Here is a 26,383-nt window from a genome sequence, read left to right as displayed (position 1 = left end):
GGGACGGCATGCAGACGCGGTAAATTGTAAAACAATTCTGAAAATGGCGGGCAAAAGGGCCAGACCCCTTTGCAGTCACCTTTTGAAAGGAAGATTTACATGAAGATAGAGTTACCTAGAAAAGTGATTATGATTATTAACAATCTTCAGCTGCATGGCTATGAGGCGTTTGCTGTGGGAGGCTGTGTGCGGGATTCTATCCTCTGCCGCAGACCGGAGGACTGGGATATTACGACTTCTGCGAAGCCGGAGGAGATCAAGAGGCTGTTTAGAAGGACCGTGGATACCGGGATTGAGCACGGTACGGTCACGGTCATGATTGGGAAGGATGGGTTCGAGGTCACGACTTATCGGGTCGACGGGGAGTATACGGACAGCCGTCATCCTAAGGAGGTCACCTTTACGACTAATCTGGAGGAGGATTTAAAACGCAGGGACTTTACGATCAATGCGATGGCCTATAATGATGAAGTACGATTGGTGGATGTGTTCGGCGGGATGAAGGACCTCAACCACCATTTGATTCGGTGCGTAGGTGACCCTATGGAGCGTTTTTCAGAGGATGCACTGCGGATTTTGAGGGCGGTACGGTTTTCTGCACAGCTTTCATGTTCGATTGAAAAAAATACGGCAGAAGCAGTACGTGCCCTGGCACCTACATTAAAGAACATCAGTGCAGAACGGATTCAGGTGGAGCTGGTAAAGCTCTTGACCTCTAATCATCCAGAACTGATTCAGGATGCTTACGAGCTGGGAATCACAAAGGTGATTCTGCCTGAGTGGGATGCGATGGTCGGTGTGCAGCAGAATACGCCTCACCACAAGTATGACGTGGCGGACCACACGCTCCATGCGCTGAAGAATGTGAAGAAGGACAAGATCCTGCGCCTGACCATGCTTTTCCATGACATGGGCAAACCGGCCATGAGGACGACAGATGAAAAAGGCAGGGATCATTTTAAGGGTCATGCACTCGTCAGTGAAGAGATCGCAAGGACGGTCCTTCGACGTCTGAAGTTTGATAATGAGACTGTGAAGAAGGTGACTCGTCTGGTATGTTATCATGATTACCGGATCGAGGCCACGCCGCAGAACGTCCGACGTGCCATGAACCGGATCGGTGTAGAGCTGTTCCCGTATTATCTGGCAGTACGTATGGCGGATGTGAAAGCACAGAGTCCTTACAAGCGCCGTGCGAAGATTGAGAATATTGTGGCGATGAGAGAGCTGTATCAGGAGGCTCTGCTCAATGATCAGTGTGTGACCTTGAGACAGCTCAAGGTCAGTGGAAGAGATTTGTTAAAGCTCGGCATGCAGCCCGGAAAAGAGATGGGCGACATGCTAAGTGAGCTGCTGGAGCTTGTCATTGATGATCCGGACATGAATGATAGAGAGAAATTGTGTGATTATGTAAAAGAAAAGCTCGGCATTTAGCATACTCGGGCTGCCCCTTTCATAGATTAGAAAGAGTTATGAATCGTAGAAGCAGGGGGCAGCCATGAGAGATTATGAGTTAGAAGTATTAGAGCAGTATGACATAGAAGTGAAAGGCACCCGCAAGATCAGGGGTGCGTTTTTTTGCGATACCAAAGAGGGCACGATGCTGTTGAAGGAAGCGGATGTTTCAGACAGGCGTGCCCCTTTATTGTATCTGGTTTTAAAGAATCTGGAAGATGACGGCTATCCGAACGTAGATACTCCTATCCGCAACAGAGAGGGCAATCTGACCAGTGTATCAAAGGATGGAACCAGGTATATGCTGAAAAAATGGTTTTCCGGCAGGGAATGTGATGTGAAAAGAGAATTTGAAATTCTCCAGGCATCCAGGAACCTGGCACAGCTCCATCAAAAGATGCAGTGGCATGAAATTTGCGGGAAGCGGGATAATTTCGAAGAAGAAATCGTAATTCGTCCGCCTACGGGGCGGCACCTTAGAGATGAATTTCTGCGCCATAACCGAGAGCTCAAAAAGGTGCGTACATTTATCAGGAATAAAGTTTCCAAAGGTGCATTTGAGTTTCTGTTCCTCGAATATTTTGAAAACATGTATACTCTGGCAGAGCAGGTGACAAAACGCCTGGAAGCCTCACAATATGACAGTCTGTATCAGGAAAGCATTGAGAATCAGAGGATGATCCATGGCGATTATAATTATCACAATGTCTTGTTTACCCAGGGTGGAATCGCATCGACAAATTTCGAGCATTTTCGCGTAGATGTACAGGTACAGGACCTCTACTACTTTTTGAGGAAAGTAATGGAAAAGCATCAGTGGGAAGAGAACTTAGGACTCTCTATGCTGGACGCATACCAAGGGGTACGTCCTTTGGATTCCCGGGAACTGGAATATATCGCACTCTGCCTGGCCTATCCTGAAAAGTTCTGGAAGACGGCTAATACTTATTATCATTCAAATAAAGCCTGGATTCCTGAGAAAAATGTAGAGAAATTACAGACTGCAATTACGCAGACGGAAGAAAAACTGCGGTTTTTAGAGAATATATTTACTTTTAATTTATAGCCGCCTGTTGTATAATAGGAACATACTATTAAGGCAGGAGGTACCAGTATGGAATACAAAGTAAGATACGAGGAGTGGTTATCCAATCCATATTTCGACGAGGACACGAAGGCAGAGCTAAAAGGGATCGCAGAGGATGAGAACGAGATCAAAGAGCGTTTTTATACAGATCTGGAATTTGGAACGGCAGGACTGCGCGGTATCATTGGAGCAGGAACCAACCGTATGAATATTTATACCGTTAGAAAAGCGACACAGGGTCTGGCGAACTACATTCATAAGAGCGGTAATGCAGGCAAGGGAGTCGCAGTTGCATATGATTCCCGCCGTATGTCACCGGAATTTGCAGATGAAGCGGCATTATGCCTGGCTGCGAATGGAATCAAAGCATATGTATTTGAATCCTTACGTCCGACACCGGAGCTGTCCTATGCAGTGAGAAAGTTAGGATGTGTTGCAGGAATCAATATTACAGCCAGCCATAACCCGCCGGAGTACAACGGATACAAGGTATATTGGGAAGACGGCGCACAGATCACTCCGCCTCATGATAAAGGAATCATGGATGAGGTAAAGGCAGTAGAAGATTACACGACCATGAAGACTATGGGCCTTGAGGAAGCAAAGGCAGCAGGACTTTATGAGGTGATCGGGGCAGAAGTGGATGATGCGTATATCGCAGAGCTGAAGAAGCAGGTGCTCCACCAGGATGCGATCGATGCAGTCGGCAAAGACCTTAAGATCGTATACAGCCCTCTGCACGGTACAGGTAATATTCCTGCCCGCCGTATTTTAAAAGAGCTCGGATTTGAGAATGTATATGTGGTAAAAGAACAGGAGCTGCCGGACGGAGAGTTCCCGACCGTATCTTATCCGAACCCGGAAGCAGCAGAAGCATTCGATCTTGGATTGAAGCTGGCGAAGGAAGTGGATGCGGATATCGTACTTGCTACAGATCCTGATGCAGACCGTCTTGGCGTGCGTGTGAAGGACAAGGACGGTGTATACCATACTCTGACAGGTAACATGTCAGGATGCCTGCTTGCTGATTATGAGATTGGACAGAGAAAAGAGCTCAAAGGACTGCCACAGGATGGATATCTGATCAAGACGATCGTTACCTCTAACATGGCAGATGCAATCGCGAAGTATTACAATGCCGGGCTGATTGAAGTACTGACTGGTTTTAAGTTTATCGGACAGCAGATCCTTGGATTTGAGACAAGTGGTAAGGGCGAGTACTTATTTGGATTTGAAGAGAGCTATGGCTGCCTCATCGGAACTCATGCAAGGGACAAGGATGCCATCGTTGCGACTATGGCGCTCTGCGAGGCTGCTGCTTACTATAAGACAAAGGGCATGAACCTGTGGGATGCTATGATTGCAATGTATGACCGTTATGGATATTACAAAGACGATATCCAGTCCATCACATTGAAGGGAATTGAAGGTCTGGCTAAGATTCAGGAGATTTTAGAGACGCTGCGTAAGAATCCTCCGATGGAGATCGCAGGATACAAGGTGCTCAAGGCAAGAGATTATAAGGCAGATACGATTAAAGACATGGCAACAGGTGAAGTAACTGGGACAGGCCTTCCGAACTCCAACGTACTCTATTATGACCTGACAGATGACGCATGGTTATGTGTAAGACCTTCTGGAACAGAGCCGAAAGTGAAGTTCTATTATGGAGTCAAAGGAACATCGGTAGAAGACGCAGATACCAAATCTGAGCAGATGGGAAAAGAAGTTCTTGCAATGATTGACAAGATGATGTAATATAATCCAACCGGCAAATACTGGAATAAATTTCCAATCGGAATTTCCGATTGGAAATTTCTTAAAAAACCCTAAAAAAGTGCCGAAAACCGCGTAAATACGGGAAAAATCCTTGACAAAAATAAGCGGAACAGTTATAACAGTACATAAGGGCTGATCATGTGAACGCCAGTACATGAGTGCCTTTATTAAACTGTAGAATGTTATATTCTAGTACAATAAAGAGGAGGAATTTATCCATGAACAAAACAGAATTAGTTGCAGCTATTGCAGAACAGGCAGAAATTTCTAAGAAAGACTCCGAAAAAGCATTAAAGGCTTTTATCGATGTGGTATCCGAGCAGTTAAAAAAAGGCGATAAAGTACAGTTAGTTGGATTTGGTACATTCGAAGTAAGCGAAAGAGCAGCAAGAGAGGGAAGAAATCCTCAGACAGGTAAGACAATGAAGATCGATGCTTGCAAAGCTCCTAAATTCAAAGCTGGTAAAGCATTAAAAGACGCTGTTAACGCTTAATTGGTATTGAATCAATCAAGATAGACACACGAAAAAGCACTTATGATGTTCCGCATTGTAAGTGCTTTATTTATGTAATAGGAAGGGAAGAAACGATGCGTTTAGATAAGTTTTTAAAAGTTTCACGGCTGATTAAGCGCCGCAGTGTTGCCAATGAGGCATGCGATGCAGGGAGAGTCCTGGTCAATGGAACTGTGGCCAAGGCATCTGTGAAGGTAAAGCCGGGTGATATTATTGAGATTCAGTTTGGGACAAAGACGGTGAAGGCTGAGGTTTTGGATATCCAGGATACGACGAAGAAGGAAGAGGCCAAGGACCTGTTCCGATACTTGTAAGAGAAGAACTATACCAAAAGCCTTAAACTGCCTATAAAGGCGGCAGTTCTAGATAAGAAAAAGGGGATGCTGCAGATTCATCCGATGATAAATCGGTTAGTTGAATCTGCAGCATCTCCAGTCTATTCTTAGGAAAATTCTGAATGGGTGGATTATTGCCCATATGTGGCAATCTCTGTTTTCTGTCGTTCGTCATATTCTGCAGCGGCATCCTGAGCATTAGTTCCCTGGCAGACCTTAAGAGCCAGTTCTTTGACATTATTCCACACATTAAAATGGAGTCTGAAATCCTGGTTCGGAATCTGCCTTCCATGCGCCACATAGGAGATGATTTCTTCAGATTCAGGGATATCAGGAGCAGTTACATTTTTGGAAGAGGAAATCTTACCAAGCTCGTTTGCGATAGAGTCCAAAGTCGAAGTCTTTCCCATGTATTCTAGAATCGTGAGCGCATCATCAAGCTGTTTGGAATTCGGATTCACAGCAAGCCGCTGATCTGCGCCTACTACGCAGATTTTACCTTCTTCCAAAACGGGAAGAGGAGTCATTTCGATTTCAAAGGAGTATCCTTCAAACGTCTTTGCGCGGTACAGTGCACTGATGAAGGCACATTTTCCATCTGCAAAATATTGCGTTTCTTCTTCGGAAAAGGGAAGCGTATTAATTGCCTGCTCCGGGTCCATATATCCTTGGGCAATCATCTCTTCTATCAGAGAGAACCCGTCCTCCATATAGGTGCTGATTGGTGTGGTACCATCGGAGAGATCAGTAAGGAGCTGGTCGGAGTCATCACTCTGATATACATCATATAGTCCAGCGCACATAGCAGGGAGTCCCAGCCCGAAGTCACAGTTCGCTCCATATGGAACGATTCCATTTTGCTTTAGCTTCTCACAGACTGTCCAGAATTCCTCAAGGTTGTTCGGAAGCTCTAGTCCGTACTTACGAAGCATGTCCATATTCCAAACAAATCCAAAGCAGGTATAGGACAGGGGGATAGAGAATATCTTACCGTCATAAGTGCTCTGTATTAGTGCATCATTCGAAAGGTTATTCACACATTCCAGATCGGACAGGTCATAGATATATCCTTTGCTGCTGAAATCCAGCACATCCTCTGCAGGAATTAGGTAGATATCATCTGCTTTACCTGAGGCCAGACGTTTGGCAAGCAGTTCGCGGTAAGACAGCCCTTCATCGTCATAGTAATCAGCAGAATCGGTGTATAGGACAATGCTCTGGCCCGACCTGCTCTTTAGGTTATGACAGTATTCCTCGATTGCATCGGAAACATTCATTCCCTGTGTAAATAGAGTGATGATACTTTTTTCGGAATCTTCTGCAATATAGACATCATCTTTTTTACTACATGCAGTACATGTGATGATGCAAAGAAGAACCGATATAAGTATTGCAGAAAGCATTCTTTTTCTTATCATTCTTTTTCCTCCACGCCCTTGCGGCCCTCTTTAAATTGATTGATAATTGCAAATAATTCTTCTAAAACAATTGGTTTGCTCAGATGTCCATCCATTCCGGCCTCTCTGCTCTTGTGGATGTCCTCATCAAATACATCGGCAGTCATGGCGATGATCGGAATGACCGAAGCATCTGGATGGGAGGAGCTTCGGATGGAACGGGAAGTCTCCAGGCCGTCCATGACAGGCATATGGATATCCAGGAGTATCATCTGATAATCACCGGCAGCGCTTTTTTCAAACTCTTCCAGGGCCTCTTTTCCGTTCTCAACACACAACACCTGCACATTCTTTGCTGTTAATAGTTCGCAGATAATCTCACGGTTCAATTCGTTATCCTCTGCAGCCAGTATTCTTAATCCTGATAAATGTGGTGCCAGACGGTGAGAGACATAAGATGGGGGTTGAAGAGTAGGGAAATCTTCGGTCGGCATATAGTTCATCAGGGTTTCCAGCAGCTCGTTTTTGAAATATGGCTTTGTAAGGAAACCGTCTATACCAGCAGAACTTGCATCTTCTTTTATCTCTTCTTCGTCATACGTGGATAAAAGAATGATCGGGTTGCTGCCTCCCTTCAGAGACCGGATCTGTCTGGCGGTCTCAATCCCAGATAGCGGGGTCAATCTGTTTTCAATGATGATGATAAAATAATCCTCCTGGTTTTGGTGGGCTTCCGCTACCTTTGCTGATGTCTCGAGGCTGGATGCTGCCCAATCGGTCTTAAGGCCTGTACCATCCAGAATTTGGCTGATACTATCGAGGGCTTCAGTGTCTGTACTTGCAAGCAGGACAGGGTATCTGCCAAAGAACGGCGGTTTCGCAGTGCTGTCAGGCGGAAGTTTGAGCGGAATCTCTACGGTGAATCGGGACCCCTTATCAATCTGACTTTCAATTTGGATATGTCCGCCCATGGAATCAATGATTCCCTTTGTGATCGACATGCCTAAGCCGGTCCCCGTGGTCTTGCTCATCCTGCTGTCTTCAGCCCTCTCAAATGGCTGAAAGATCCGTTTCATAAAATCCTCGCTCATACCAATTCCGTTGTCTTCAACGATAAAACGGATATCAGCAATATCCTGGGAGTGCTTTAATTCTTCAATACAAAAAATGATATGGCCTCCATCAGGAGTGTACTTGACTGCATTAGACAGTAGGTTGAGGAAAACCTTCTGCAGGTTCAGTGCATCCCCGATAAAGGTATCGTGTTCAAGGACAGAGGATTTCATCATCAACTCATGGTGCTTGCGCTGTATTTCAGGCTTGATAAAGCTGAGTATGTTCGATATCAGTGTGGGAAGTTCTATCTGCTCCTCCTTAAGGTTGATTTTACCGCTCTCTATGCGGGACATATCCAATATTTCGTTGATCAATGCAAGGAGGTGATCGGAAGCAGTCAAAATCTTCTGCAGACATGCAGAGACTTTTTCCGGGTGGTCCAGGTTCGACATCGCGATATTGGTCATCCCAATAATTCCGTTCATAGGTGTTCTGATATCATGAGAAATAGAAGAGAAGAACAGTGTCCTGGCCTGATTAGTATTACGGGCCTGTTCCAGCGCATCTGCCAGAGTTTCCCTCATATGGTGTTCCTTTGTAGTATCATGAAAAACAGCAAGGTATTGGTTATAATCGGCTGGAATCATATGGACTGCGATCCAACGTACAACTTCATCCGGGCCATCCCCAATCTTGCATTCCTGTAGACATTGTGTGGTAAGGCGCCCATTTAAAAAGGCATCCCCCATTTCTTCCATCTCTGGTCCAAAGTACTGAAAGATGATTTCTGGGCTTTTTAAGGCCTGCTTTACCGGAACCCCGATAATTTCTGAAATATTATTAGAAAGAAGTTCTGTCTTGTGTGTAGCAGGAGTATAGAGCATGAAGGCAAAATCAATATTGGTAGAAAGGTTTTCAAATAGCTTTTCCCGATACTCTCTTTCCCGGGACCTGGCCTTTAGGGACTGCCTTCCGGCAACCAGCAGGGAAATGAGGATTCCGGCAGCAAGCAGTACCAGAAGCAGTACCTTAAGTATATCAAGGAGGTCAAATGCCTCGTGTTGGATGATAGATTTGGGAATCGTAGTTATAAGACAGCTTCCATACGGTGTGTCCAGAGGAAGAAAGCAGAGCAGGTACTCTGTCTTATGATACTGGATGGTGATTGTACCGCTTTTACCTTCGGATATGGCGTTCTGCAATGCGAGCAGGGTACTCTCCTGATTGCCCCCATCTTTCAGAAAGCCATAAAGGGTGTCAGATCCTCTGTCACCCTTGCAGGTAATGAGCCACTCTCCGTTATCTGAGTCAATAACATAAGCAAGTCCCTGCCCATTATGAAACATAAATAAGGACTGGCTGTTGAAATCCTCCAGGATTCTCTGTGCATACAATGCTCCAATCTGGGTATCGTTCTTCATGACAGGAGTCTGGTATGCAATTTCCAGCCATCCGCTGTTTCCGTGGTAAGCAGGAGAATTACTGTGTTGTCCATTGGTCAATGCAGTATCAGTGAAAGGCAGCTCCGTTAGATTGGCCGGATTTCCGGTACTGTCAATCCCTTTTCCGTTCATATCCAGATAAGTTATTTTATAAAAACCTGAGGAATTTATATAATTTTGCAGGGTATATTCTAAATGTGATGTGGGTTCAGATGCAATTAACTCTGAGAACGTGATTAGTATTTCTTCATCCAAACTGATCTTATTATTTAACCCTTCCTTTATAATCCGGCTTGATGCAAGGAATGTTTCACTCGTGCTGTTGTTCATCTTTGTGGTAATCCGCGCTAGAAGTACGCCTGTCAGAATAGTGACAAGAATAAAAAAGATAATTGTTATTATTAAAATGATTATGGCTTTTCGTTTCCGAATTTCGCTTATCTTCATCATATGCTTATCCTGCCATTTCCAGAATAAATCACAACTTAGGTTAGTCTTTATTATATTATAAAAAAAGTGGAAAGTATATACTGGTCACAGCAAAATTTGGCAGTTTATGGAAATGCAGGTTGCAAAAAGAAGGAGCGTTTGGAAATAAAGCAGAAAAAAGATACATATTTTAAAACACCCTTTCATATATATAGAAGAGCACAGTTGAAGGGGGAAAGTGTATGGAAGAGCGGCAAATGCCCAAAGCGCATAAACTGGTTGTGAATAACAGAAAGACAAGTATGGTCACCGGAGTCCTGGATGTTCTTTCTTTTGACTTAAATGAAATATTATTGGAGACAGAACAGGGGATGCTGATGGTGAAAGGAACGGACCTGCATGTGAACCGGCTCAGCGTGGAAAAGGGAGAGGTCGACCTGTCTGGAAATATTGACAGTATCGCTTATTCCAGCGTAAATCAGGCAGCCCGGTCGAATGAGAATTTTTTTGCAAAATTGTTTAAGTAGGCCCGCCTATGATGTTGGGAATCGGAAAAGAGGCGCTTATTTTTCTCTATGCGGGACTGTCAGGTATTGTTGTTTTGCTGTGCTATCAGCTCCTAAGATTGTTTCGGAGGCTGGTCGGACATCATATTATAGTCGTGAATTTGGAAGACCTGCTGTATTGGCTTGGAGTCAGTGTATACTTATTTAGACAGATGTATAGAACGACATATGGTAGTATCCGTTGGTTTTTTGTACTAGGTGTGGTATGCGGTATCATACTTGCAAATTCCGCGCTTTCTCTGGCGAAAAAAATGTATGAAAAAATCAAGAAAGGCCTTGAAAAAAGAGGAAAAAACCGCTAGAATAATTTTATTAGACAGGGGTGTTTAATGAATAATCTTTGGCTCAACGGGGGATGGTTAAGCCAGGATAAGCAGGGTGAGTATAAATGACGAATAAGAAAAGAACCACAGCCGGACGGCGCAGAAGCCGCAGGCGTAGTTCTGCTTTTGGTTATCATCGCAGGAGCATTGGCATCATTACATTTGTATTAGTGATGCTGATTTGTGTATTGACGGTGAATGCAGTGAAGCTGCAGGCCAAGAATCAGGACTATAAACAGCAGGAGGCTGAACTCAAGGCTCAGATCAGCGAGCAGAAGGAGCGCTCCAAAGAAGTCAAAGAATTTAAGAAGTATGTGAAGACAGACGAATACATAAAAGAAGTTGCCGAGGAAAAGCTTGGTCTCGTTGATCCAGACGAGATTATTTTTAAACCGGCGGGATAGAGAAGAACGATGAATATACACTACGAAAGATAAGCTCCAGGAGGATTCCTGGAGCTTTTGTTGTTACGAAAAGGGTGGATTCACATATCGTGCCCGGATGCCGTAAGTAATGATGCCGGCGGAAGTATACGGAGAATAGGAGGGGTGAACATGGACGATGGACAAGCTTTACATGCCAGTCCTTATGTGGCCCAAATCGAAAAATTTGCAGATTCTTTAAAACAGTTGTCTCATACATTTTTAAAACTGGAAGAGAAGAAGAAGTCCTTCAGCAATGAAGAGATTGAAGATATGTTCGAGCGGGTAAAAGGCAAGGTATGTACAAATTGTGAGAAGTGTGACTGGTGCTGGGGGGAGAATTTTGTACATACGTACCAGATGGGATATGAAATCCTTTCTGCAGTGGATAATTATGGAAATGAGCTCAATACGGAGACGAAACGGAAGCTGCAGCAGAGATGCATTATGGCGCCGCGTTTTCTCAGGGAGATGTTGGAGGCATTCCATGATGCACGGCAGAATATGATGTGGATCAATCGAATCGCGCAGAGCCGGGAGGGGTGCGCCGTGCAGATGGATACTTTTGCGGATATGATTCGGAGTACAGCAAAGGAGCTGGAGGACAGCATGTTTACGGACGAGCGTCTGGAGAAAAAGCTCAGCTCTCATCTGAAACGAAAGGGAATCCGTGTCCTTTATACCAACTTTTTTATGAATAAGGAGGGAAAGTATGAAGTACATGTAACGGCCAGAGCGATGCAGAATGAATGTGTGACCACGAAGGAACTGGTACGCGGGCTTTCAGAGGTGATGGGACGCAGGTTCGTTCTGGATGGAGCACACTGCCAGATGCTGGGGAAAGATTATACCACGGTCGTCTGCATGGAAGGACCTGCATTCTACACGCTTCAGGGGGTTGCCCGGATAGGGAAGGGATGTAACCAGATTTCTGGAGACAATTTTATGATGCTGGAGCTTCCGGGCGGCAGGCAGGGTGTCGCTCTGTCCGACGGAATGGGGTCAGGAGAGAAGGCCTGCAGGGAGAGCACGCTCGTTATCGAATTGTTGGAAGAATTATTGGAAGCAGGTTTTCCCGAAAAGACAGCAATCCAGATGATTAACACGACTCTGGTCATGGGGCGGGAAGAAATCCATTTTTCCACCATAGATATGAGTGTGTTCGATCTGTATACCGGCACCTGCGAGATCATAAAAGCAGGGGCTTCCTCCACCTTCATCAAAAAGAAGGATAAAGTAGAACATCTCAGCTCCACCAGTCTGCCCATTGGAGTACTCCACACCATTGAAATCGATTCTGTAAAGCGTAAGCTGGAGGATGGCGACTTCGTCATCATGGTCACAGATGGCATCATGGACGCGCTCCCCGTAGGCGAGCAGGATATCGTATTGGAGACCATCATACAGGGAACCGTGATGAACAATCCCAAGGAAATGGCACATCATATCCTGGAACAGGTGCTGAATTGGAATAACAGCCCTCCGCTGGATGACATGACAGTACTGGTCGTAGGATTATGGGAATGTTAAAAAATGAGAATATTTCGACAATGGAGAGCAAAAGGGTCAGTCCCCTTTGCTCTTGTATTTTAAGAATATTCTGAATACGGTGAGCAAAAAGGCCTGCCCCTTTTGTTAAAATTCCTGAATGAACTGATTGATAAAGTGGATCGCCGCCCCCACCGCTGACGCTTCGGTACGGTAATGGCAGACTCGTATGAAGGACCCATCCTGTTCGAACGGGTTGAGTGCGACGGCTTTTTTGCGGAAAGTATCGATATATTCTGTCATATAGGCTCCTACATAACCTCCCAGGACGATGTTACAGTCGTAGCACATGCGGAGAGTATTCACGGCGATGGCAAGGTGATTCATGTATTGGTCGAACACGTTCTGCAGTCCTTTGTTGTGGGGAAGTTCTGCAAAAAACTTTTTTAAGTCCCCTCCTGTAAAGTCTGACAGGACATTGGAGGAGCAGTATGCATCGAGACAGCCGTATCTTCCGCAGTAACAGCGCTTTCCGTGGGGGACGATTGTCATATGTCCGAACTCGCATCCGCGCCAGTTATCTCCGGTATAAATATTCTGGTTATTCATATTCGCGCCGCCGACGCTGCTGCTTAAGGAAAGATAGACCATGGGCTGCGTATAGTGTGCCCTCCAGCTCTCTGCAAGTCCGGCGGAGTTGGAATCATTGAATAGAAGAATGGGAACATCAATATGGGCGGTCAGTTTATGGTAAATATCGGGGGAGGCCTCAATTACCGTCGCATAGGTCACGGATTTCTGATCCGAGCCGATGATGACGGGCATGGAAATCCCGGCTCCTAAAAGCTTGGAACGGTCGGCAATATGGTTCTGTATGATTTCTTCTGTTTCTATACGGATGGAATGGAAATATTCATCCGTCTCATCATAGGGAATACGGATTCTTTTATCTGCAATAATGTTCAAATCTAAATCAATCAAAACAATGGAAAGGTGATTCCGGGTAATATCAATGCCCAGTGCATATCTGGCATCCGGGACACAGCGAAGGATCGTCGGCTTCCTGCCGCCTGTGGATTCAAAATTACCAGCATTATAGATAAATCCCAGATTGCGGAGCTTATTAAGATTCTGGGTCACTGTCGGCAGACTGATACCGAGCTGCCTGGAAATCTCCTGCCTGGAACATTCCTTGTTCTGATAGATCATTCGATAGATATCACCTAAGCTTCTCGAATTAATATTATTTTCATCCATAATAAGTCCCCCTATAATCACAAATTTGATTGATTCTATCTTAACTTATGATAACCCATTTTTGAAAGTTGGTCAAGAATTTAACAAGATAAGAAAAGAATTTTACTTTAGATATTGTGAAAAAAATATCTAAATCGGCTTAAAAGCGTGCTTATTAGTGAAATGTGCACAAATATTTCGAATAAATTTGTTACACTAATTACAAACTTAAAGAAAATAATTGACAAAAGTAAACGGACGGTATTATACTTTAGAAAACAAAGGAAAGAAGTTTTATGAAAGTGGGTGAAGTGATGGACGAAATCAAGATGCGCGTCAGCGGAGTTGAAAAATCATTCCCTGGAGTAAAAGCGCTGAGCGGAATTGATTTTGCAGTGCGCAAAGGAACTGTGCATGCACTCTGTGGGGAGAATGGAGCCGGCAAGTCAACTCTGATGAAGATTATCATGGGTCTGTATCAGGCCGATAAGGGCCAGATCTATCTGGATGAAAAGCCTGTTGAGGTGAAGAACCCGATACAGGCGAGGGAGCTTGGTATCTCCATGATCGCTCAGGAATTAAATTATGTTCCTGAACTGTCTGTGGAGGAGAATCTCTTTTTGGGACGCCTTCCGATCAATAGGTTTGGAAAGGTCGACTGGAAAAAGGTGAGGAGTGAGGCGAAGAAGTTTTTGGAGGAGGAGCACCTTCCTTATACTCCTGAACAGAAGTTAAAGACACTGACTGTTTCCGATATTCAGATGCTGGAGATCATTAAGGCGATCACGAATAATGCGCAGGTCATTATCATGGATGAACCCACTTCCTCTATCACACAAAGAGAGGTAGAACAGCTATTTGACAAGATTGAACAGTTAAAAGCGCAGGGTGTTTCGATTATATATATTTCACATAAAATGGAAGAGGTATTCCGCATTGCCGATGATATTACAGTCTTAAGGGACGGTGCAGTGGTATCCACGGACCGGGCACAGGATCTGGATCTGGATACAGTCATTGCAAGGATGGTCGGCAGGAAGCTGGATAATGTTTATCCAAAGGAACAGGTGGAAATCGGTGAAAAAGCTTTGGAGGTCGAGCATTTTACACAGAAGGATCTGTTCGAGGATATCAACTTCTATGTCAGGAAAGGCGAGATCGTAGGCTTTGCAGGATTGGTCGGTGCCGGTAGGACGGAGACGATGCGGGCCGTATTCGGATTAGATCCTCACGATTCAGGAACCGTTAAGATCGATGGAAAAGAAGTGAAAATAAAAAGTCCCAGTGACAGTATTTCTCACAAGCTGGTCATGTTATCAGAAAGCAGGCGTGATGACGGAATCGTTCCGGTCAGAAGCGTAGCGGAAAATGCAAGTTTGGCGAGCCTGAAACGTTTTATCTATGGCGGTTACACACATCGGGCAAAAGAGCGTGAGGATGTGAAGCAGAGTTTTGCGAAGATGAATGTCAAGACGCCGACTCTCGACACTGCCATATCCACACTGTCAGGCGGAAACCAACAGAAGGTCCTTCTGTCCAGATGGATGCTCTGTGAGCCGGATGTCATGATATTGGATGAACCGACCCGTGGAATTGACGTGGGAGCTAAGTTCGAGATCTATAAACTGATTACAGATATTGTAAAAGATCAAAAGGCGGTCATCATGGTTTCCTCAGAGCTGCCGGAGCTGATCGGCATGTGTGACAGGATCTACGTCATGTGCCAGGGAAAAATCAGCGGCTGCATCCCAAGAGATGCATTTACACAGGAAACAATTATGAAACATGCGGCCGGATTAGTGAATGAGGAAACGTTGGGAGGAGCTTAGAATGAAATCAAAAACATCGCACTATTTACAAAAGTTAAGTATTTTTATTGTACTGATCGTACTCTTTATCATCTGCAGTATTATAAGTCCTTATTTTCTGCAGTACAGCAACCTGATCAATGTAGCAAGGCAGTTGTGTGTGGGCATCCTGATCGCCTACGGTGAAATGCTCCTGATCATCAGTGGTTTTTTGGATCTGTCCGTTGGTTCAGTACTGGCGCTGGCCGGAGTTTTCTCGGTTTCCGTATACAAATCCACACAGTCCATGGCGATGGCGTTGATCGTTGCACTGATTACAGGAATTGTCTGTAACCTCATCAATGCAGTGTTCGTAGGACACTTCAATGTTCCAGCTTTCATCGCAACATTGGGCATGCAGCAGGCAGCCAGAGGATTGGCACTGTATTTTACAGGCGGTCAGAACATCCTGCAGCTTGGTAAATTCGTGAAAATCGGCCAGGGCATGGTAGGACCAATTCCGGTGCCGGTAATCATTATTGTAGGAGTCACGATTGTCGTCTGGTATCTGGTCAATAATACGAGGTACGGGCGCAGCCTGTATGCGATCGGAGGCAGCAGAGCAGCGGCAGAGGCGAGTGGAATCAATGCAAAGAAGAGTATTTACATATCTTATATTCTAAACGGAATTATGGTCGGACTGGCTGGAATGATCTTTATGGCACGTAACAATGCAGGTCTTCCGAATGGAGCAGTCGGATATGAAATGACAGGACTTACAGCAGCTATCGTCGGAGGAACCTCCTTCACAGGCGGAATCGGAACCGTAAGCGGTACCATCGCAGGTGCGTTCATCATCGGATTTTTGGAGAATGTCATGAACCTGTTGGGAGTAAACTCATATATTCAGCAGATCATCGAGGGTGCCATCATCGTCCTTGCGGTCGCATTTGATGTGGTCAGCAAATCTAAGAAATCACGGAAGGTGATCATTGTAAAGGAAACACAGGAAAGCGGGAAATAATTTTGTACCTGATCTGTCTGCAAAGTGTGCAGCCGGATAAGTAAATAAATTCATTTTTAGGAGGAAATGTATTATGAAAGCAAAGAAAATCGGAGCAATGTTATTGGCAGCAGTTATGACGGTTTCGCTGGCAGCATGCGGCGGAGGCGGGAAGGGCGATTCAAAGGGAGATTCTTCTTCCGGCTCTTCGTCAGATAAGAAACGTGTCTGCTTTGTGGCTCGTGCCAGTGCGGATACATTTGCAGCATGGCTCACAACAGAGATGAAAAATGAAGCAAAAAATTATGACAATATTGAACTGACCTGTGTCAGCGGTGAAGGCGATGACAATAAAGAAAATGGACTGCTGGAGGATTGTGTGACAAAGAATTACGACCTTGTTATCGTGCAGTCTAACAACAATGGCGCACAGGCTCCTTATGTACAGCAGCTTGTAGATGCAAAAATCCCGGTCATTACAACAAATCCGACGACCCACCAGAGCGACTTAGACGGCAGCGATGACGACTCTGTTATGGAAGGAACAGGAACTGTGGATGCAGATCCGATTGCACAGGCTAAGGTAAGCGCAGACAGAGCAGTAGAAGAGGTTCCGAAGAATGCGAATGTTGTTGTTCTGAACGGCCCGTCTGGAAACTTCCATGCAGATAAGAGAAGAGAGGCTTGGACAGAGTATTTCTTCGACAAACGCCCTGACGTAAAGATCCTCTATGAAGATTATGCTAACTGGAACAGTGATGAGGCTCTGACATTGATGGAATCCTGGGTACAGTCAGGTACACACATTGACGCGATCATTTCTATGAATGATAACATGGCAGCAGGTGCGATCGAAGCAATCAGAGATGATAAAGAGTACATCGCAGCAGACGGAACACCAAGCTTCCTGGCATACGGCGTGGATGGTACAGCGCAGGGATGTCTGCTGATCAAAGAAGGTCTTTTGACTTCAACAGCACTGCAGTCCGCAGCTGACCTTGCTAAGAAGAACATGGAATATGCTGATAAAGTCGTAAGTGGAGAAATGAAGGTGACAGATGTAAACGACTATGTTGATGCACCAGAAATCAACAAGGATAATGTTCAGGAATATATTCAGATGTATATTGACAATGGTGAAATTACGGATGATGGTTCCCTCAGTGAATAATCAGGTGACTCCATCCGTGCCCTGAATGGGCGGCTGATCTGTAAATGATAGATAAATAAAGAACTGGCTGCCTGGTAAATTTTATTACCAGGCAGTTTTACTAAAAGGAGACAGCACGGTATAAAGCCTGCCGAATACAGAAAATGGAAGTGAAATTGATTTTAATATGAAAGGAGATTATAAAAATGAAAATGCAGAAGGGTGCTTTTATGAGAGGAACGGACCATATGGTCCTCAAAGAAATCCCGGTTCCAGAGGTGGGGGAGAAGGAGGTCCTGGTTTCTCTCGAATATGTTGGAATCTGCGGCTCAGATGTCCACTATTTCCACAGTGGAAACTGCGGAGCGTACAAGGTAGATCTGTCTGAGGACTTCATGCTGGGCCACGAGTGCGCTGGTACAGTAGTTGAAGTGGGAGCAGGCGTGGAGGATTTAAAGGTCGGCGACAGAGTGGCCCTGGAGCCAGGTATCACATGCGGAAAATGTGAGGCATGCAAGTCCGGTCATTATAACCTCTGCCCGGATGTTGTGTTCTTGGCAACCCCGCCGGTACAGGGCTGCAATGAGGAATATATTGCTTTCCCTGCGGATATGTGCTTTAAGCTGCCGGAAAATGTTTCTACGAAAGAGGGAGCCCTGATCGAGCCTTTATCTGTAGGTTTCTACGCAGCAGAGCAGGGCGCTGTCAATACAGGGGATACAGTCATCATTCTGGGAGCAGGCTGTATTGGTCTGGTGACTCTTCTGGCATGTAAGGCTCACGGCGCCGGACAGATCATTGTAGCGGACCTGGTGGATGCCCGCCTGGAAAAAGCAATGGAGCTGGGGGCAACGGCTGTTGTGAATAGTGGAAAAGAAGATATTTTTGAAAAAGTACAGGAACTGACAGGCGGTCGTGGATTTGATGTTGTATTTGAAACGGCAGGCTCTGCAGTTACGATCGCACAGACTCCATTTTTCGTAAGACGCGGCGGAACGATTACATTAGTAGGTATTTCTGCACAGGAAGAGATCAATTATAATTTCGCACAGATCATGGATAAAGAGGCGACCATCAAGTCTGTATTCCGTTATAAAAATATTTATCCGAAGGCAATCGCAGCAGTAGCAGGCGGTGCGATTGATGTGAAAAATATCGTAACCCATGAATTTGATCTGGAGCATATCCAGGAGGCTTATGAGGAGGCTGTCAACAATAAGACAGACCTTGTAAAGGCAGTCATAAAGGTGAAATAGTATGATTTATATAGGGATTGATTTGGGAACATCTGCTGTCAAACTGTTGGCGATGGATGAAAAAGGTGTGATACAGAAGGTCGTGACAAAAGAATATCCGCTGTATTTTCCGCATCCGGGCTGGTCGGAGCAAAATCCGGCTGACTGGTATGAGCAGACGATGGAAGGGCTTAAGGAACTAATTTCAGGTATTGATGCCTCCAAAGTTGCAGGAATCGGTGCGGGCGGTCAAATGCATGGGCTGGTGGCCCTGGATGAAAAAGACCAGGTAGTGCGGCCTGCAATCCTGTGGAATGACGGAAGGACCGGGAAACAGACAGATTACCTGAACAAAGTCGTTGGGAAGGAACAGCTTTCTAAATATACCGCAAACATCGCATTTGCAGGGTTTACGGCCCCAAAGATTTTGTGGATGAAGGAAAATGAGCCAGAACTTTTTGCAAAGACTGCAAAAATCATGCTGCCAAAAGATTATATTAACTACCGTCTGTCAGGTGCCTTTTGTACGGATTATTCCGATGCATCGGGTATGCTGCTTTTGGATGTGGAGCACAAGTGCTGGTCTAAGCAGATGATGGAAATCTGCGGAATCCGGCGTGAGCAGCTTCCCCGGCTTTATGAGAGCTATGAGGTGGTCGGGACCTTAAAACCAGAATTGGCTGCGTTTTTAGGCCTGTCCCCGGAAGTAAAACTCGTTGCAGGAGCGGGAGACAATGCTGCGGCCGCAGTCGGGACAGGAACAGTAGGCGAAGGACGCTGTAATATTTCCCTTGGAACGAGCGGGACAATCTTCATATCCAGCCGGAACTTCCGTGTGGATGATAATAATGCACTGCATTCCTTCGACCATGCGGATGGATATTATCATTTAATGGGCTGCATGTTAAGTGCAGCGTCCTGTAATAAGTGGTGGATGGATGAAATCCTGCGGACAAAGGATTATGCAAAGGAGCAGGAAAAGATAGAAAAACTGGGTGAAAACCACGTATTTTTCCTTCCATATCTGATGGGAGAGAGATCCCCTCATAATGATCCGGATGCACGTGCAATGTTCGTGGGAATGACCATGGATACGACCCGCGAGGACATGACCCAGGCAGTTCTGGAGGGAGTCATCTTTGGGCTGCGCGACTCTCTTGAGGTAGCAAGAAAATTAGGGATTCAGGTCGAGAGGACAAAAATTTGCGGCGGCGGTGCGAAGAGCCCTCTCTGGAAAAAAATGACCGCAAATATCCTCAACATGGAAGTCGATGTCATCGAGACCGAGGAAGGTCCTGGTTACGGTGGTGCGATCCTGGCCGCGGTCGGCTGTGGAGAATTTCCAGATGTTGAGCAAGCGGCTGGACAATTAGTAAAAGTAGTAGATACAGTAAAGCCAGAACCAGAATTAGTGGCCAAATATGAGGAAAAATATCAGCAATTCAGAAAATATTATCCGGCAGTGAAAGAACTGTTTCGAGAATAAAGAATCGGTGCTCAACTGTAAAAACGGAGCCGGGATGCGTCAGAGTAATGTAGGACGCATCCCGGCTTTTGGTGTGTAGTGATTAAAACTTGAGAATATTCTGAAAATGTTGAGCAAAGGGTCTGACCCCCTTTGCAGAACCCTTGCAAATTGGAGTGATTTTGAGTATAGTTGATATATGATGGAAAAAGTAATCAAGTTTATTAAAAAGTATCATATGATAGTAAAAGGGGACAAGGTCATCGCAGGGATATCGGGCGGAGCGGATTCGGTATGCCTGCTTTTTGTGCTTCTGGAACTGAGGAAGAGGATGGGAATCGACATCGTGGCCGTGCATGTGAACCATGGAATCAGAGGCGTTGCTGCTGCTGCGGACGAAAAGTTCACCCTGAATCTCTGCGAGGAGCACGGGGTAAAATGTGTGGTTTATCATGAAAATGTAGAATCAATTGCCAAAAAACGGAAACAATCTGTTGAGGAGGCAGGAAGAAATGTAAGAAGGGAAGCCTTTGAGGAGACATTTCGGGAGGAACAGGGAACGAAAATAGCGATGGCCCATCACCAGAATGATAATGCGGAGACCTTGCTCATGAATCTTGCACGGGGGGCGGGAATCAAGGGGCTGGGAGGCATTCGGCCCGTGAATGGCAATATCGTTCGGCCTCTTCTGTGTCTGACAAGGATGGAGATTGAAGGATATCTGGTGAAGAACGCACAGGACTGGTGTCAGGATGAAACAAATGATGAGGATGACTATACAAGGAACCGTCTCCGCCATCTGGTGATTCCGGTTCTGGAAGAGCAGGTGAATGCACAGGCCGTGCGTCATATGAATGAGGCCATGGAACAAATCCGCATGGTCCAGGAGTATTTAATGCAGCAGACTCAGGCAGCTGCATCTGTGTGTATACAGGAGAAGGAATCCGGGGAATTCCTGATTCAAAAGGAACTATTTAGTAAGCAGCCGGAGGTCATCCAGAGGATGCTTGCCAGGGAATGTCTTTCAAAAGCAGCCGGAGTTCAAAAGGATATTTCCATCGTACATGTGGATGCCCTTTTGAGTTTATTTGAGAAACAAAGCGGAAAAAGCAGGAATCTCCCTTATTTCCTGAAGGCAGTCAGGACTTATGAAGGGGTTGTGCTAAGAAAAGTTCAAGCCGGGTATGCAGATGGAAATCCTGTAGAACGAAAAAAGACTTTGGGAACAAAAGGCAGCGTGGATGGGGCTTTCAGGCCATGTGTGCTGAAAGTTCCGGGGATTACAGAGGTGAAAGAGCTGAATCTGACGATATGCTGTAGTATTCTGGAAAAATCCAAGGATTTTTCTGTAAATCAGATACCGCAAAAGACCTACACGAAATGGATGGATTATGATATAATAAAAGGTAACCTGATTGTCAGAACAAGACAGAGCGGTGATTCTCTTGTGATTGACAAAAAGGGACGAAGTCAGAAGCTGAAATCCTACCTCATTAATGAGAAAGTACCGGCAGAGGAACGGGACAGCCTGCCGCTGATCGCAGACGAGGATCAGATTTTATGGATACTGGGGCACCGTATGAGCAGTGCCTGCCTGGTCACCGAGAATACGGACCGGGTGTTAGAGATAAAAGTAACGGAGGAGAAAAATAATGTCAGAGAAGATTAAAGTTTTAGTATCAGAAAAAGATGTAGATGAAAGAATCGAGGCATTGGGAAAACAGATTAGTAAAGATTACGAAGGAAAACAGGTTCACTTGATCTGCGTATTAAAAGGCGGTGCATTTTTCATGTGCGAGCTTGCAAAGAGAATTACGGTACCGGTCTCACTGGATTTTATGAGTGTTTCCAGCTACGGAGACGGGACAGCTTCAAGCGGTGTCGTACGTATTGCTAAGGACCTGGATGAGTCCATCGAGGGGAAGGATGTACTGATTGTGGAGGATATCATCGATTCCGGAAGAACATTATATTATCTGATGGACATTTTGAGAAAACGCAATCCTAGCAGCCTGCATTTATGTACGCTTTTGGATAAGCCGGAGAGACGGGAGAAGGACGTAAAAGTAGATTACGTCGGATTTGAAATACCAGATGAGTTCGTAGTAGGCTATGGCCTTGACTATGCTCAAAAATATAGGAATCTGCCATATATCGGTGTGGTGGAAGGAGTAGAATAGGAAGGAGTACACACCATTGAACAACAAAAAGTATAAGGGCGCGGGCGGTGCGACATTTCTTACATTTATCGTCATAGTGTTTCTCGCACTCTGGTTGACGAACCGTATGCAGGTCAGAGACCAGGATATGACATATCAGAGCTTTGTACAGGAAGTAAAGGATCAGAATGTTAAGGATGTCAACATTAAGCAGAATAAGACAGTACCTACCGGGGTCGTGACCGTAACGCTCAAGAACAGTGACACAACAAAGCAGGTCAATGTATCGGATGTGAATGCAGTACAAGAGCTTTTGGAAAAGTATAAGATTGACTATCAGATGCCGAATGTCCAGGAGGATTCTTGGCTGACGACGATTCTGATGCCGCTTTTGTTCACATTCCTGGGAATCACGTTGATCTTCATGTTCATGAATCGTCAGGGAGGCGGTGCCAATGCAAAGGCAATGAATTTCGGCAAGAGCCGGGCCAGGATGACGACAGATTCTGATAAGAAGGTGACATTCGCAGATGTGGCCGGATTAAAGGAAGAAAAGGAGGAGCTGGAGGAAATCGTTGATTTCTTGAAAGCACCTAAGAAGTATATCCAGGTCGGAGCAAGGATTCCGAAGGGCGTCCTTCTTGAGGGACCTCCGGGAACAGGTAAGACTCTGCTTGCCAAGGCAGTCGCAGGAGAAGCAGGAGTTCCATTTTTCAGTATATCTGGTTCTGACTTCGTAGAAATGTTCGTCGGAGTCGGAGCATCTCGTGTACGTGATCTGTTCCAGGATGCAAAAAAGAATGCTCCGTGTATTGTCTTTATCGACGAGATTGATGCAGTCGCAAGACGCAGGGGAAGCGGACTTGGCGGCGGTCATGACGAGAGGGAGCAGACACTCAACCAGCTGCTTGTCGAGATGGATGGTTTCGGAGTAAATGAAGGAATCATCGTGATGGCAGCGACCAACAGAAAGGATATTCTCGATCCCGCAATTTTACGACCAGGACGTTTTGACAGGAATGTCATCGTTGGAAGACCTGATGTGGGCGGAAGGGAAGAGATTTTAAAGGTCCATGCCAAGAATAAGCCTCTTGGAGATGATGTAGATTTAAAGCAGATTGCTCAGACGACTTCTGGCTTTACAGGTGCAGATTTGGAGAACCTGTTGAATGAAGCGGCTATTTTAGCGGCAAAGGAAGGCAGAGTATACCTGCAGCAGTCAGATATCCGCCATGCATTTGTAAAGGTAGGAATCGGGCCGGAGAAGAAGAGCCGTATCGTATCTGAAAAAGAACGTAAGATCACAGCCTATCATGAAGCAGGTCATGCGATTCTGTTCCATTTACTGCCAGATGTAGGACCTGTTTACAGTGTTTCCATCATCCCGACAGGTGGTGCGGGCGGTTACACAATGCCACTCCCTGAGAATGATGATATGTTCAACACGAAGGGCCATATGCTCCAGGAGATTACAGTTTCACTGGGCGGCCGTGTGGCAGAGGAAGAAGTATTTGATGATATTACGACTGGGGCATCCCAGGATATCAAACAGGCAACTGCGATTGCCAAGTCTATGATCACAAAATTTGGTATGTCAGAGCGCCTCGGACTGATCAATTACGATAATGACAGTGATGAGGTATTCATCGGACGTGATTTTGGCCATACATCAAGGGGATATGGTGAAAAAGTGGCAAGCACGATCGACGAGGAAGTGAAGAGAATCATTGATGAATGTTATCTGAAGGCAAGATCAATTTTAAGAGAATATAATTCAGTTCTTCAGAAATGCGCAGAATTACTTCTGGAAAAAGAGAAAATTACAAGAAGTGAATTTGAAGCATTATTCGATGACAATGAGAAATTGGGCGAGGATCTCCAGTAAAGGAGGTCCTTGTCCCAAAGGAGGTTTTTTATGAACAAGGACGCACTATTTAGTGATGGAACGTCCAGTTATGTGATTCCTGCAGAACCAAAGGAAAATGAAAAGGTAAGAATCAGGTTCCGTACAGCTAAAGATGATGTAGACGAGGTGCGGATCTCCACAAAAATCGACGGAGAACAGAAGTCAATTTTGATGGAAAAATCAGTTTCCGGCGATGTGTTTGATTATTATGAAATCGAGTGGCAGTTAAGTGATGAACCGTTTTCCTATTGTTTTGAAATTCGGAAAGGGGAAGAAGTATGTTATTATAACCGCTGTGGTGTCGCTGGGGAAATTGTGGATTACTATGCGTTTGTAATCGTTCCGGGTTTTTCTACACCGGAATGGGCCAAGGGCGCAGTGATGTATCAGATTTTTGTGGACCGTTTTTATAATGGTGATCCATCCAATGATGTTGAAGATTGGGAATATATTTATATTGGGGAACCGTGCCAGAAGGTAAAAGACTGGAATCAACTGCCTCAGTCCATGGATGTCCGCAGATTTTATGGCGGCGACTTAAGGGGCGTTTTGGAAAAACTGGACTATTTGGAAGAACTCGGGGTGGAAGTGATTTATTTCAATCCACTGTTTGTATCTCCGTCGAATCATAAGTATGATATCCAGGATTATGATTACATTGACCCACATTATGGAGAGATTGTTGTGGATGGGGGGCAGACCCTGCCGGAATGGGCGGCAGATAACATAGGTGCGACGAAATATCAGAATCGTACAGGCTTGAAGGCAAATCTGGAGGCTAGTAATGCTCTGTTTGCCAGGTTAGTAGATGAAATGCATAAGCGAGGGATGCGCGTGATTTTGGACGGTGTGTTCAATCACTGCGGTTCTTTTAATAAATGGATGGACAGAGAACGAATTTATGAGCAGCAGGAAAGCTATGCTAAGGGTGCATTTGTCAGTGCATGGAGCCCTTATCGTTCCTTCTTTCATTTCTTCAACGAAAGCGATTCGGCATGGCCGTATAATTACGAATATGACGGCTGGTGGGGACATGACACACTGCCGAAGCTGAATTATGAAGATTCACCGATGCTGGAACAGTACATCATGGATGTCGCGAAGAAATGGGTGTCACCTCCGTATAATGTGGATGGATGGCGCTTAGATGTGGCAGCTGATTTAGGATACAGTAATGAATATAACCATATGTTCTGGAAGCGTTTCCGCAAGGAAGTGAAGAAAGCCAGACCAGATGCACTGATCTTGGCGGAGCATTATGGAGACCCTGCAGAATGGCTGCAAGGGGATGAATGGGACAGTGTCATGAACTACGATGCGTTCATGGAACCTGTCACATGGTTTTTGACCGGTATGGAGAAACACAGTGATGAGAGGCGTACAGACCTTTGGGGCAATGCGGATAACTTTGTGAATACGATGCGCCATTATATGTCTACGATGCTCACACCATCTTTACAGGTCGCGATGAATGAATTATCCAATCATGACCACTCCCGGTTCCTGACCAGGACGAACCATATCGTAGGCCGTGTGGAGCAGCATGGTTCAAGGGCCGCGGAGGAAGGAGTCAATCCTGCAGTAATGCGAGAAGCCGTTGTGATCCAGATGACCTGGGTCGGGGCACCGACTATTTATTATGGTGATGAGGTCGGAGTCTGTGGATTTACAGACCCGGATAACCGCAGGACTTATCCTTGGGGAAGAGAAGACCAGATGATGCTTGGTTTCCATAAGGAGATGATCCGTATTCACAAAAGGCAGCATCCGCTGCGCCAGGGCTCTCTGCGAATACTGTGCTGGGATAACAATGTGCTTGCGTATGGCCGCTTCCAAGGGGATGATCAGGTCATTGTTGTATTGAATAACAGCAAGGATCTGAAAGAGATTACAGTACCGGTGTGGAAGGCAGAAGTTCCGATGAAGGGACGAATGAAGAGACTCATCTATACCTATGAGGAAGGATATACGACCGATTATGATGAGTACATTGTGGAGAATGGCGAAGTAGTATTAAATATGGGACGGCATTCGGCTGTTGTTATGAGGACGATTCGGGAAATATAAAGAAGAATAAGATAGTAGTTTAAGCCTCTCTTATGGTTTTAAGAGGGGCTTTTTGTTATACAGGAAAGTTCGAAGAACTAT

General features: G+C 45.4%; 21 protein-coding genes. 18 read left to right on the top strand and 3 right to left on the bottom strand.

From position 1 onward, the window contains the following. The first annotated feature begins 99 nt into the window (after positions 1-99). The 5 genes from HGO97_RS11655 to HGO97_RS11635 all read left to right on the top strand — a co-directional run bounded on the left by HGO97_RS11655 (position 100) and on the right by HGO97_RS11635 (position 5,150). The gene (locus HGO97_RS11655; RefSeq protein ID WP_216241836.1) at positions 100-1,434 is read left to right on the top strand and encodes a CCA tRNA nucleotidyltransferase; all 1,335 of its coding nucleotides are present in this window, start codon (positions 100-102) and stop codon (positions 1,432-1,434) included. A 64-nt stretch (positions 1,435-1,498) separates the two neighbouring features. Further along, the gene (locus HGO97_RS11650) at positions 1,499-2,521 is read left to right on the top strand and encodes a CotS family spore coat protein (RefSeq protein WP_216241834.1); all 1,023 of its coding nucleotides are present in this window, start codon (positions 1,499-1,501) and stop codon (positions 2,519-2,521) included. A gap of 48 nt (positions 2,522-2,569) precedes the next feature. Continuing rightward, positions 2,570-4,300 (top strand): phospho-sugar mutase, encoded by a 1,731-nt coding sequence (locus HGO97_RS11645; RefSeq protein ID WP_216241832.1) that lies wholly within the window; start codon positions 2,570-2,572, stop codon positions 4,298-4,300. Between the two features lie 239 nt (positions 4,301-4,539). After that, positions 4,540-4,815 (top strand): HU family DNA-binding protein, encoded by a 276-nt coding sequence (locus tag HGO97_RS11640; RefSeq protein WP_216241830.1) that lies wholly within the window; start codon positions 4,540-4,542, stop codon positions 4,813-4,815. Positions 4,816-4,910: 95 nt separating this feature from the next. Further along, positions 4,911-5,150 (top strand): RNA-binding S4 domain-containing protein, encoded by a 240-nt coding sequence (locus HGO97_RS11635; RefSeq protein WP_216241828.1) that lies wholly within the window; start codon positions 4,911-4,913, stop codon positions 5,148-5,150. 152 nt (positions 5,151-5,302) lie between these two features. Here the strand turns inward: HGO97_RS11635 and HGO97_RS11630 are convergent, their stop codons facing one another. Both HGO97_RS11630 and HGO97_RS11625 read right to left on the bottom strand, forming a co-directional pair. Next, positions 5,303-6,589, bottom strand: coding sequence for an ABC transporter substrate-binding protein (locus tag HGO97_RS11630; RefSeq protein WP_216241827.1), 1,287 nt, complete (start codon positions 6,587-6,589; stop codon positions 5,303-5,305). Then, the gene (locus HGO97_RS11625; RefSeq protein ID WP_216241825.1) at positions 6,586-9,516 is read right to left on the bottom strand and encodes an ATP-binding response regulator; all 2,931 of its coding nucleotides are present in this window, start codon (positions 9,514-9,516) and stop codon (positions 6,586-6,588) included. Before HGO97_RS11625 ends, HGO97_RS11630 begins: the two co-directional genes overlap by 4 nt. Before the next feature lie 221 nt (positions 9,517-9,737). On the opposite strand from HGO97_RS11625, the gene yabP reads away from it, so the two are divergent. From yabP to HGO97_RS11605, 4 genes are all read left to right on the top strand, one after another. Beyond that, a complete protein-coding gene (gene yabP / locus HGO97_RS11620; protein WP_216241823.1) occupies positions 9,738-10,022 on the top strand; it encodes a sporulation protein YabP in 285 nt (94 codons plus the stop codon). 8 nt (positions 10,023-10,030) lie between these two features. Further along, entirely contained in the window at positions 10,031-10,363 is a 333-nt protein-coding gene (gene yabQ, locus HGO97_RS11615; protein WP_216241821.1) for a spore cortex biosynthesis protein YabQ, read from the top strand. Between the two features lie 86 nt (positions 10,364-10,449). Beyond that, a complete protein-coding gene (locus HGO97_RS11610) occupies positions 10,450-10,788 on the top strand; it encodes an FtsB family cell division protein (RefSeq protein WP_216241818.1) in 339 nt (112 codons plus the stop codon). Between the two features lie 150 nt (positions 10,789-10,938). After that, complete coding sequence (locus HGO97_RS11605; protein ID WP_216241816.1) at positions 10,939-12,336, top strand: SpoIIE family protein phosphatase; 1,398 nt, start codon at positions 10,939-10,941, stop codon at positions 12,334-12,336. Positions 12,337-12,441: 105 nt separating this feature from the next. Here HGO97_RS11605 and HGO97_RS11600 read toward each other — a convergent pair whose 3' ends face one another. Next, positions 12,442-13,551, bottom strand: a complete 1,110-nt coding sequence (locus HGO97_RS11600) for an ROK family transcriptional regulator (RefSeq protein WP_216241814.1) — start codon at positions 13,549-13,551, stop codon at positions 12,442-12,444. Between the two features lie 275 nt (positions 13,552-13,826). Here HGO97_RS11600 and HGO97_RS11595 point away from each other — a divergent pair, with 275 nt between their 5' ends. The 9 genes from HGO97_RS11595 to HGO97_RS11555 all read left to right on the top strand — a co-directional run bounded on the left by HGO97_RS11595 (position 13,827) and on the right by HGO97_RS11555 (position 26,302). Next, entirely contained in the window at positions 13,827-15,359 is a 1,533-nt protein-coding gene (locus HGO97_RS11595; RefSeq protein ID WP_330654249.1) for a sugar ABC transporter ATP-binding protein, read from the top strand. Position 15,360: 1 nt separating this feature from the next. Beyond that, on the top strand, positions 15,361-16,341 hold the full coding sequence (locus HGO97_RS11590) for an ABC transporter permease (protein ID WP_168866307.1): 981 nt from the start codon (positions 15,361-15,363) through the stop codon (positions 16,339-16,341). 73 nt (positions 16,342-16,414) lie between these two features. Next, positions 16,415-17,491: a sugar ABC transporter substrate-binding protein gene (locus HGO97_RS11585; protein WP_168866309.1), complete on the top strand. Its 1,077-nt coding sequence runs from the start codon at positions 16,415-16,417 to the stop codon at positions 17,489-17,491. 185 nt (positions 17,492-17,676) lie between these two features. Next, positions 17,677-18,726: an NAD(P)-dependent alcohol dehydrogenase gene (locus HGO97_RS11580; protein WP_168866311.1), complete on the top strand. Its 1,050-nt coding sequence runs from the start codon at positions 17,677-17,679 to the stop codon at positions 18,724-18,726. Between the two features lies 1 nt (position 18,727). Next, complete coding sequence (gene xylB, locus HGO97_RS11575) at positions 18,728-20,191, top strand: xylulokinase (protein WP_168866313.1); 1,464 nt, start codon at positions 18,728-18,730, stop codon at positions 20,189-20,191. 217 nt (positions 20,192-20,408) lie between these two features. Continuing rightward, complete coding sequence (tilS, locus tag HGO97_RS11570) at positions 20,409-21,839, top strand: tRNA lysidine(34) synthetase TilS (protein WP_246597419.1); 1,431 nt, start codon at positions 20,409-20,411, stop codon at positions 21,837-21,839. Continuing rightward, the gene (hpt, locus tag HGO97_RS11565; RefSeq protein ID WP_168866317.1) at positions 21,823-22,350 is read left to right on the top strand and encodes a hypoxanthine phosphoribosyltransferase; all 528 of its coding nucleotides are present in this window, start codon (positions 21,823-21,825) and stop codon (positions 22,348-22,350) included. The genes tilS and hpt overlap by 17 nt, the downstream gene beginning before the upstream one ends. A 16-nt stretch (positions 22,351-22,366) precedes the next feature. Further along, positions 22,367-24,214 carry an ATP-dependent zinc metalloprotease FtsH gene (ftsH, locus tag HGO97_RS11560; RefSeq protein WP_216241813.1) on the top strand — a complete coding sequence of 616 codons (1,848 nt, stop codon included), beginning with the start codon at positions 22,367-22,369 and terminating at the stop codon, positions 24,212-24,214. Between the two features lie 30 nt (positions 24,215-24,244). Then, positions 24,245-26,302 carry a glycoside hydrolase family 13 protein gene (locus HGO97_RS11555; protein ID WP_216241811.1) on the top strand — a complete coding sequence of 686 codons (2,058 nt, stop codon included), beginning with the start codon at positions 24,245-24,247 and terminating at the stop codon, positions 26,300-26,302. Positions 26,303-26,383 lie beyond the last annotated feature (81 nt).

It is taken from the genome of Faecalicatena faecalis, assembly GCF_012524165.2.
In the GTDB taxonomy this organism is placed as follows: Bacteria; Bacillota; Clostridia; order Lachnospirales; family Lachnospiraceae; genus Faecalicatena_A; species Faecalicatena_A faecalis.
The sequence above is the reverse complement of the archived record's forward strand: the minus strand, read 5'-3'. Positions and strand labels throughout refer to the sequence as shown.

What these genes read in the sequence shown, in the direction of transcription:
- HGO97_RS11655 (WP_216241836.1), top strand. Translation starts at nt 100, where the DNA reads ATGAAGATAGAGTTACCTAGAAAAGTGATTATGATTATTAACAATCTT.
- HGO97_RS11650 (WP_216241834.1), top strand. Translation starts at nt 1,499, where the DNA reads ATGAGAGATTATGAGTTAGAAGTATTAGAGCAGTATGACATAGAAGTG.
- HGO97_RS11645 (WP_216241832.1), top strand. Translation starts at nt 2,570, where the DNA reads ATGGAATACAAAGTAAGATACGAGGAGTGGTTATCCAATCCATATTTC.
- HGO97_RS11640 (WP_216241830.1), top strand. Translation starts at nt 4,540, where the DNA reads ATGAACAAAACAGAATTAGTTGCAGCTATTGCAGAACAGGCAGAAATT.
- HGO97_RS11635 (WP_216241828.1), top strand. Translation starts at nt 4,911, where the DNA reads ATGCGTTTAGATAAGTTTTTAAAAGTTTCACGGCTGATTAAGCGCCGC.
- HGO97_RS11630 (WP_216241827.1), bottom strand. Translation starts at nt 6,589, where the DNA reads ATGATAAGAAAAAGAATGCTTTCTGCAATACTTATATCGGTTCTTCTT.
- HGO97_RS11625 (WP_216241825.1), bottom strand. Translation starts at nt 9,516, where the DNA reads ATGATGAAGATAAGCGAAATTCGGAAACGAAAAGCCATAATCATTTTA.
- yabP (WP_216241823.1), top strand. Translation starts at nt 9,738, where the DNA reads ATGGAAGAGCGGCAAATGCCCAAAGCGCATAAACTGGTTGTGAATAAC.
- yabQ (WP_216241821.1), top strand. Translation starts at nt 10,031, where the DNA reads ATGATGTTGGGAATCGGAAAAGAGGCGCTTATTTTTCTCTATGCGGGA.
- HGO97_RS11610 (WP_216241818.1), top strand. Translation starts at nt 10,450, where the DNA reads ATGACGAATAAGAAAAGAACCACAGCCGGACGGCGCAGAAGCCGCAGG.
- HGO97_RS11605 (WP_216241816.1), top strand. Translation starts at nt 10,939, where the DNA reads ATGGACGATGGACAAGCTTTACATGCCAGTCCTTATGTGGCCCAAATC.
- HGO97_RS11600 (WP_216241814.1), bottom strand. Translation starts at nt 13,551, where the DNA reads ATGGATGAAAATAATATTAATTCGAGAAGCTTAGGTGATATCTATCGA.
- HGO97_RS11595 (WP_330654249.1), top strand. Translation starts at nt 13,827, where the DNA reads ATGAAAGTGGGTGAAGTGATGGACGAAATCAAGATGCGCGTCAGCGGA.
- HGO97_RS11590 (WP_168866307.1), top strand. Translation starts at nt 15,361, where the DNA reads ATGAAATCAAAAACATCGCACTATTTACAAAAGTTAAGTATTTTTATT.
- HGO97_RS11585 (WP_168866309.1), top strand. Translation starts at nt 16,415, where the DNA reads ATGAAAGCAAAGAAAATCGGAGCAATGTTATTGGCAGCAGTTATGACG.
- HGO97_RS11580 (WP_168866311.1), top strand. Translation starts at nt 17,677, where the DNA reads ATGAAAATGCAGAAGGGTGCTTTTATGAGAGGAACGGACCATATGGTC.
- xylB (WP_168866313.1), top strand. Translation starts at nt 18,728, where the DNA reads ATGATTTATATAGGGATTGATTTGGGAACATCTGCTGTCAAACTGTTG.
- tilS (WP_246597419.1), top strand. Translation starts at nt 20,409, where the DNA reads ATGATAGTAAAAGGGGACAAGGTCATCGCAGGGATATCGGGCGGAGCG.
- hpt (WP_168866317.1), top strand. Translation starts at nt 21,823, where the DNA reads ATGTCAGAGAAGATTAAAGTTTTAGTATCAGAAAAAGATGTAGATGAA.
- HGO97_RS11555 (WP_216241811.1), top strand. Translation starts at nt 24,245, where the DNA reads ATGAACAAGGACGCACTATTTAGTGATGGAACGTCCAGTTATGTGATT.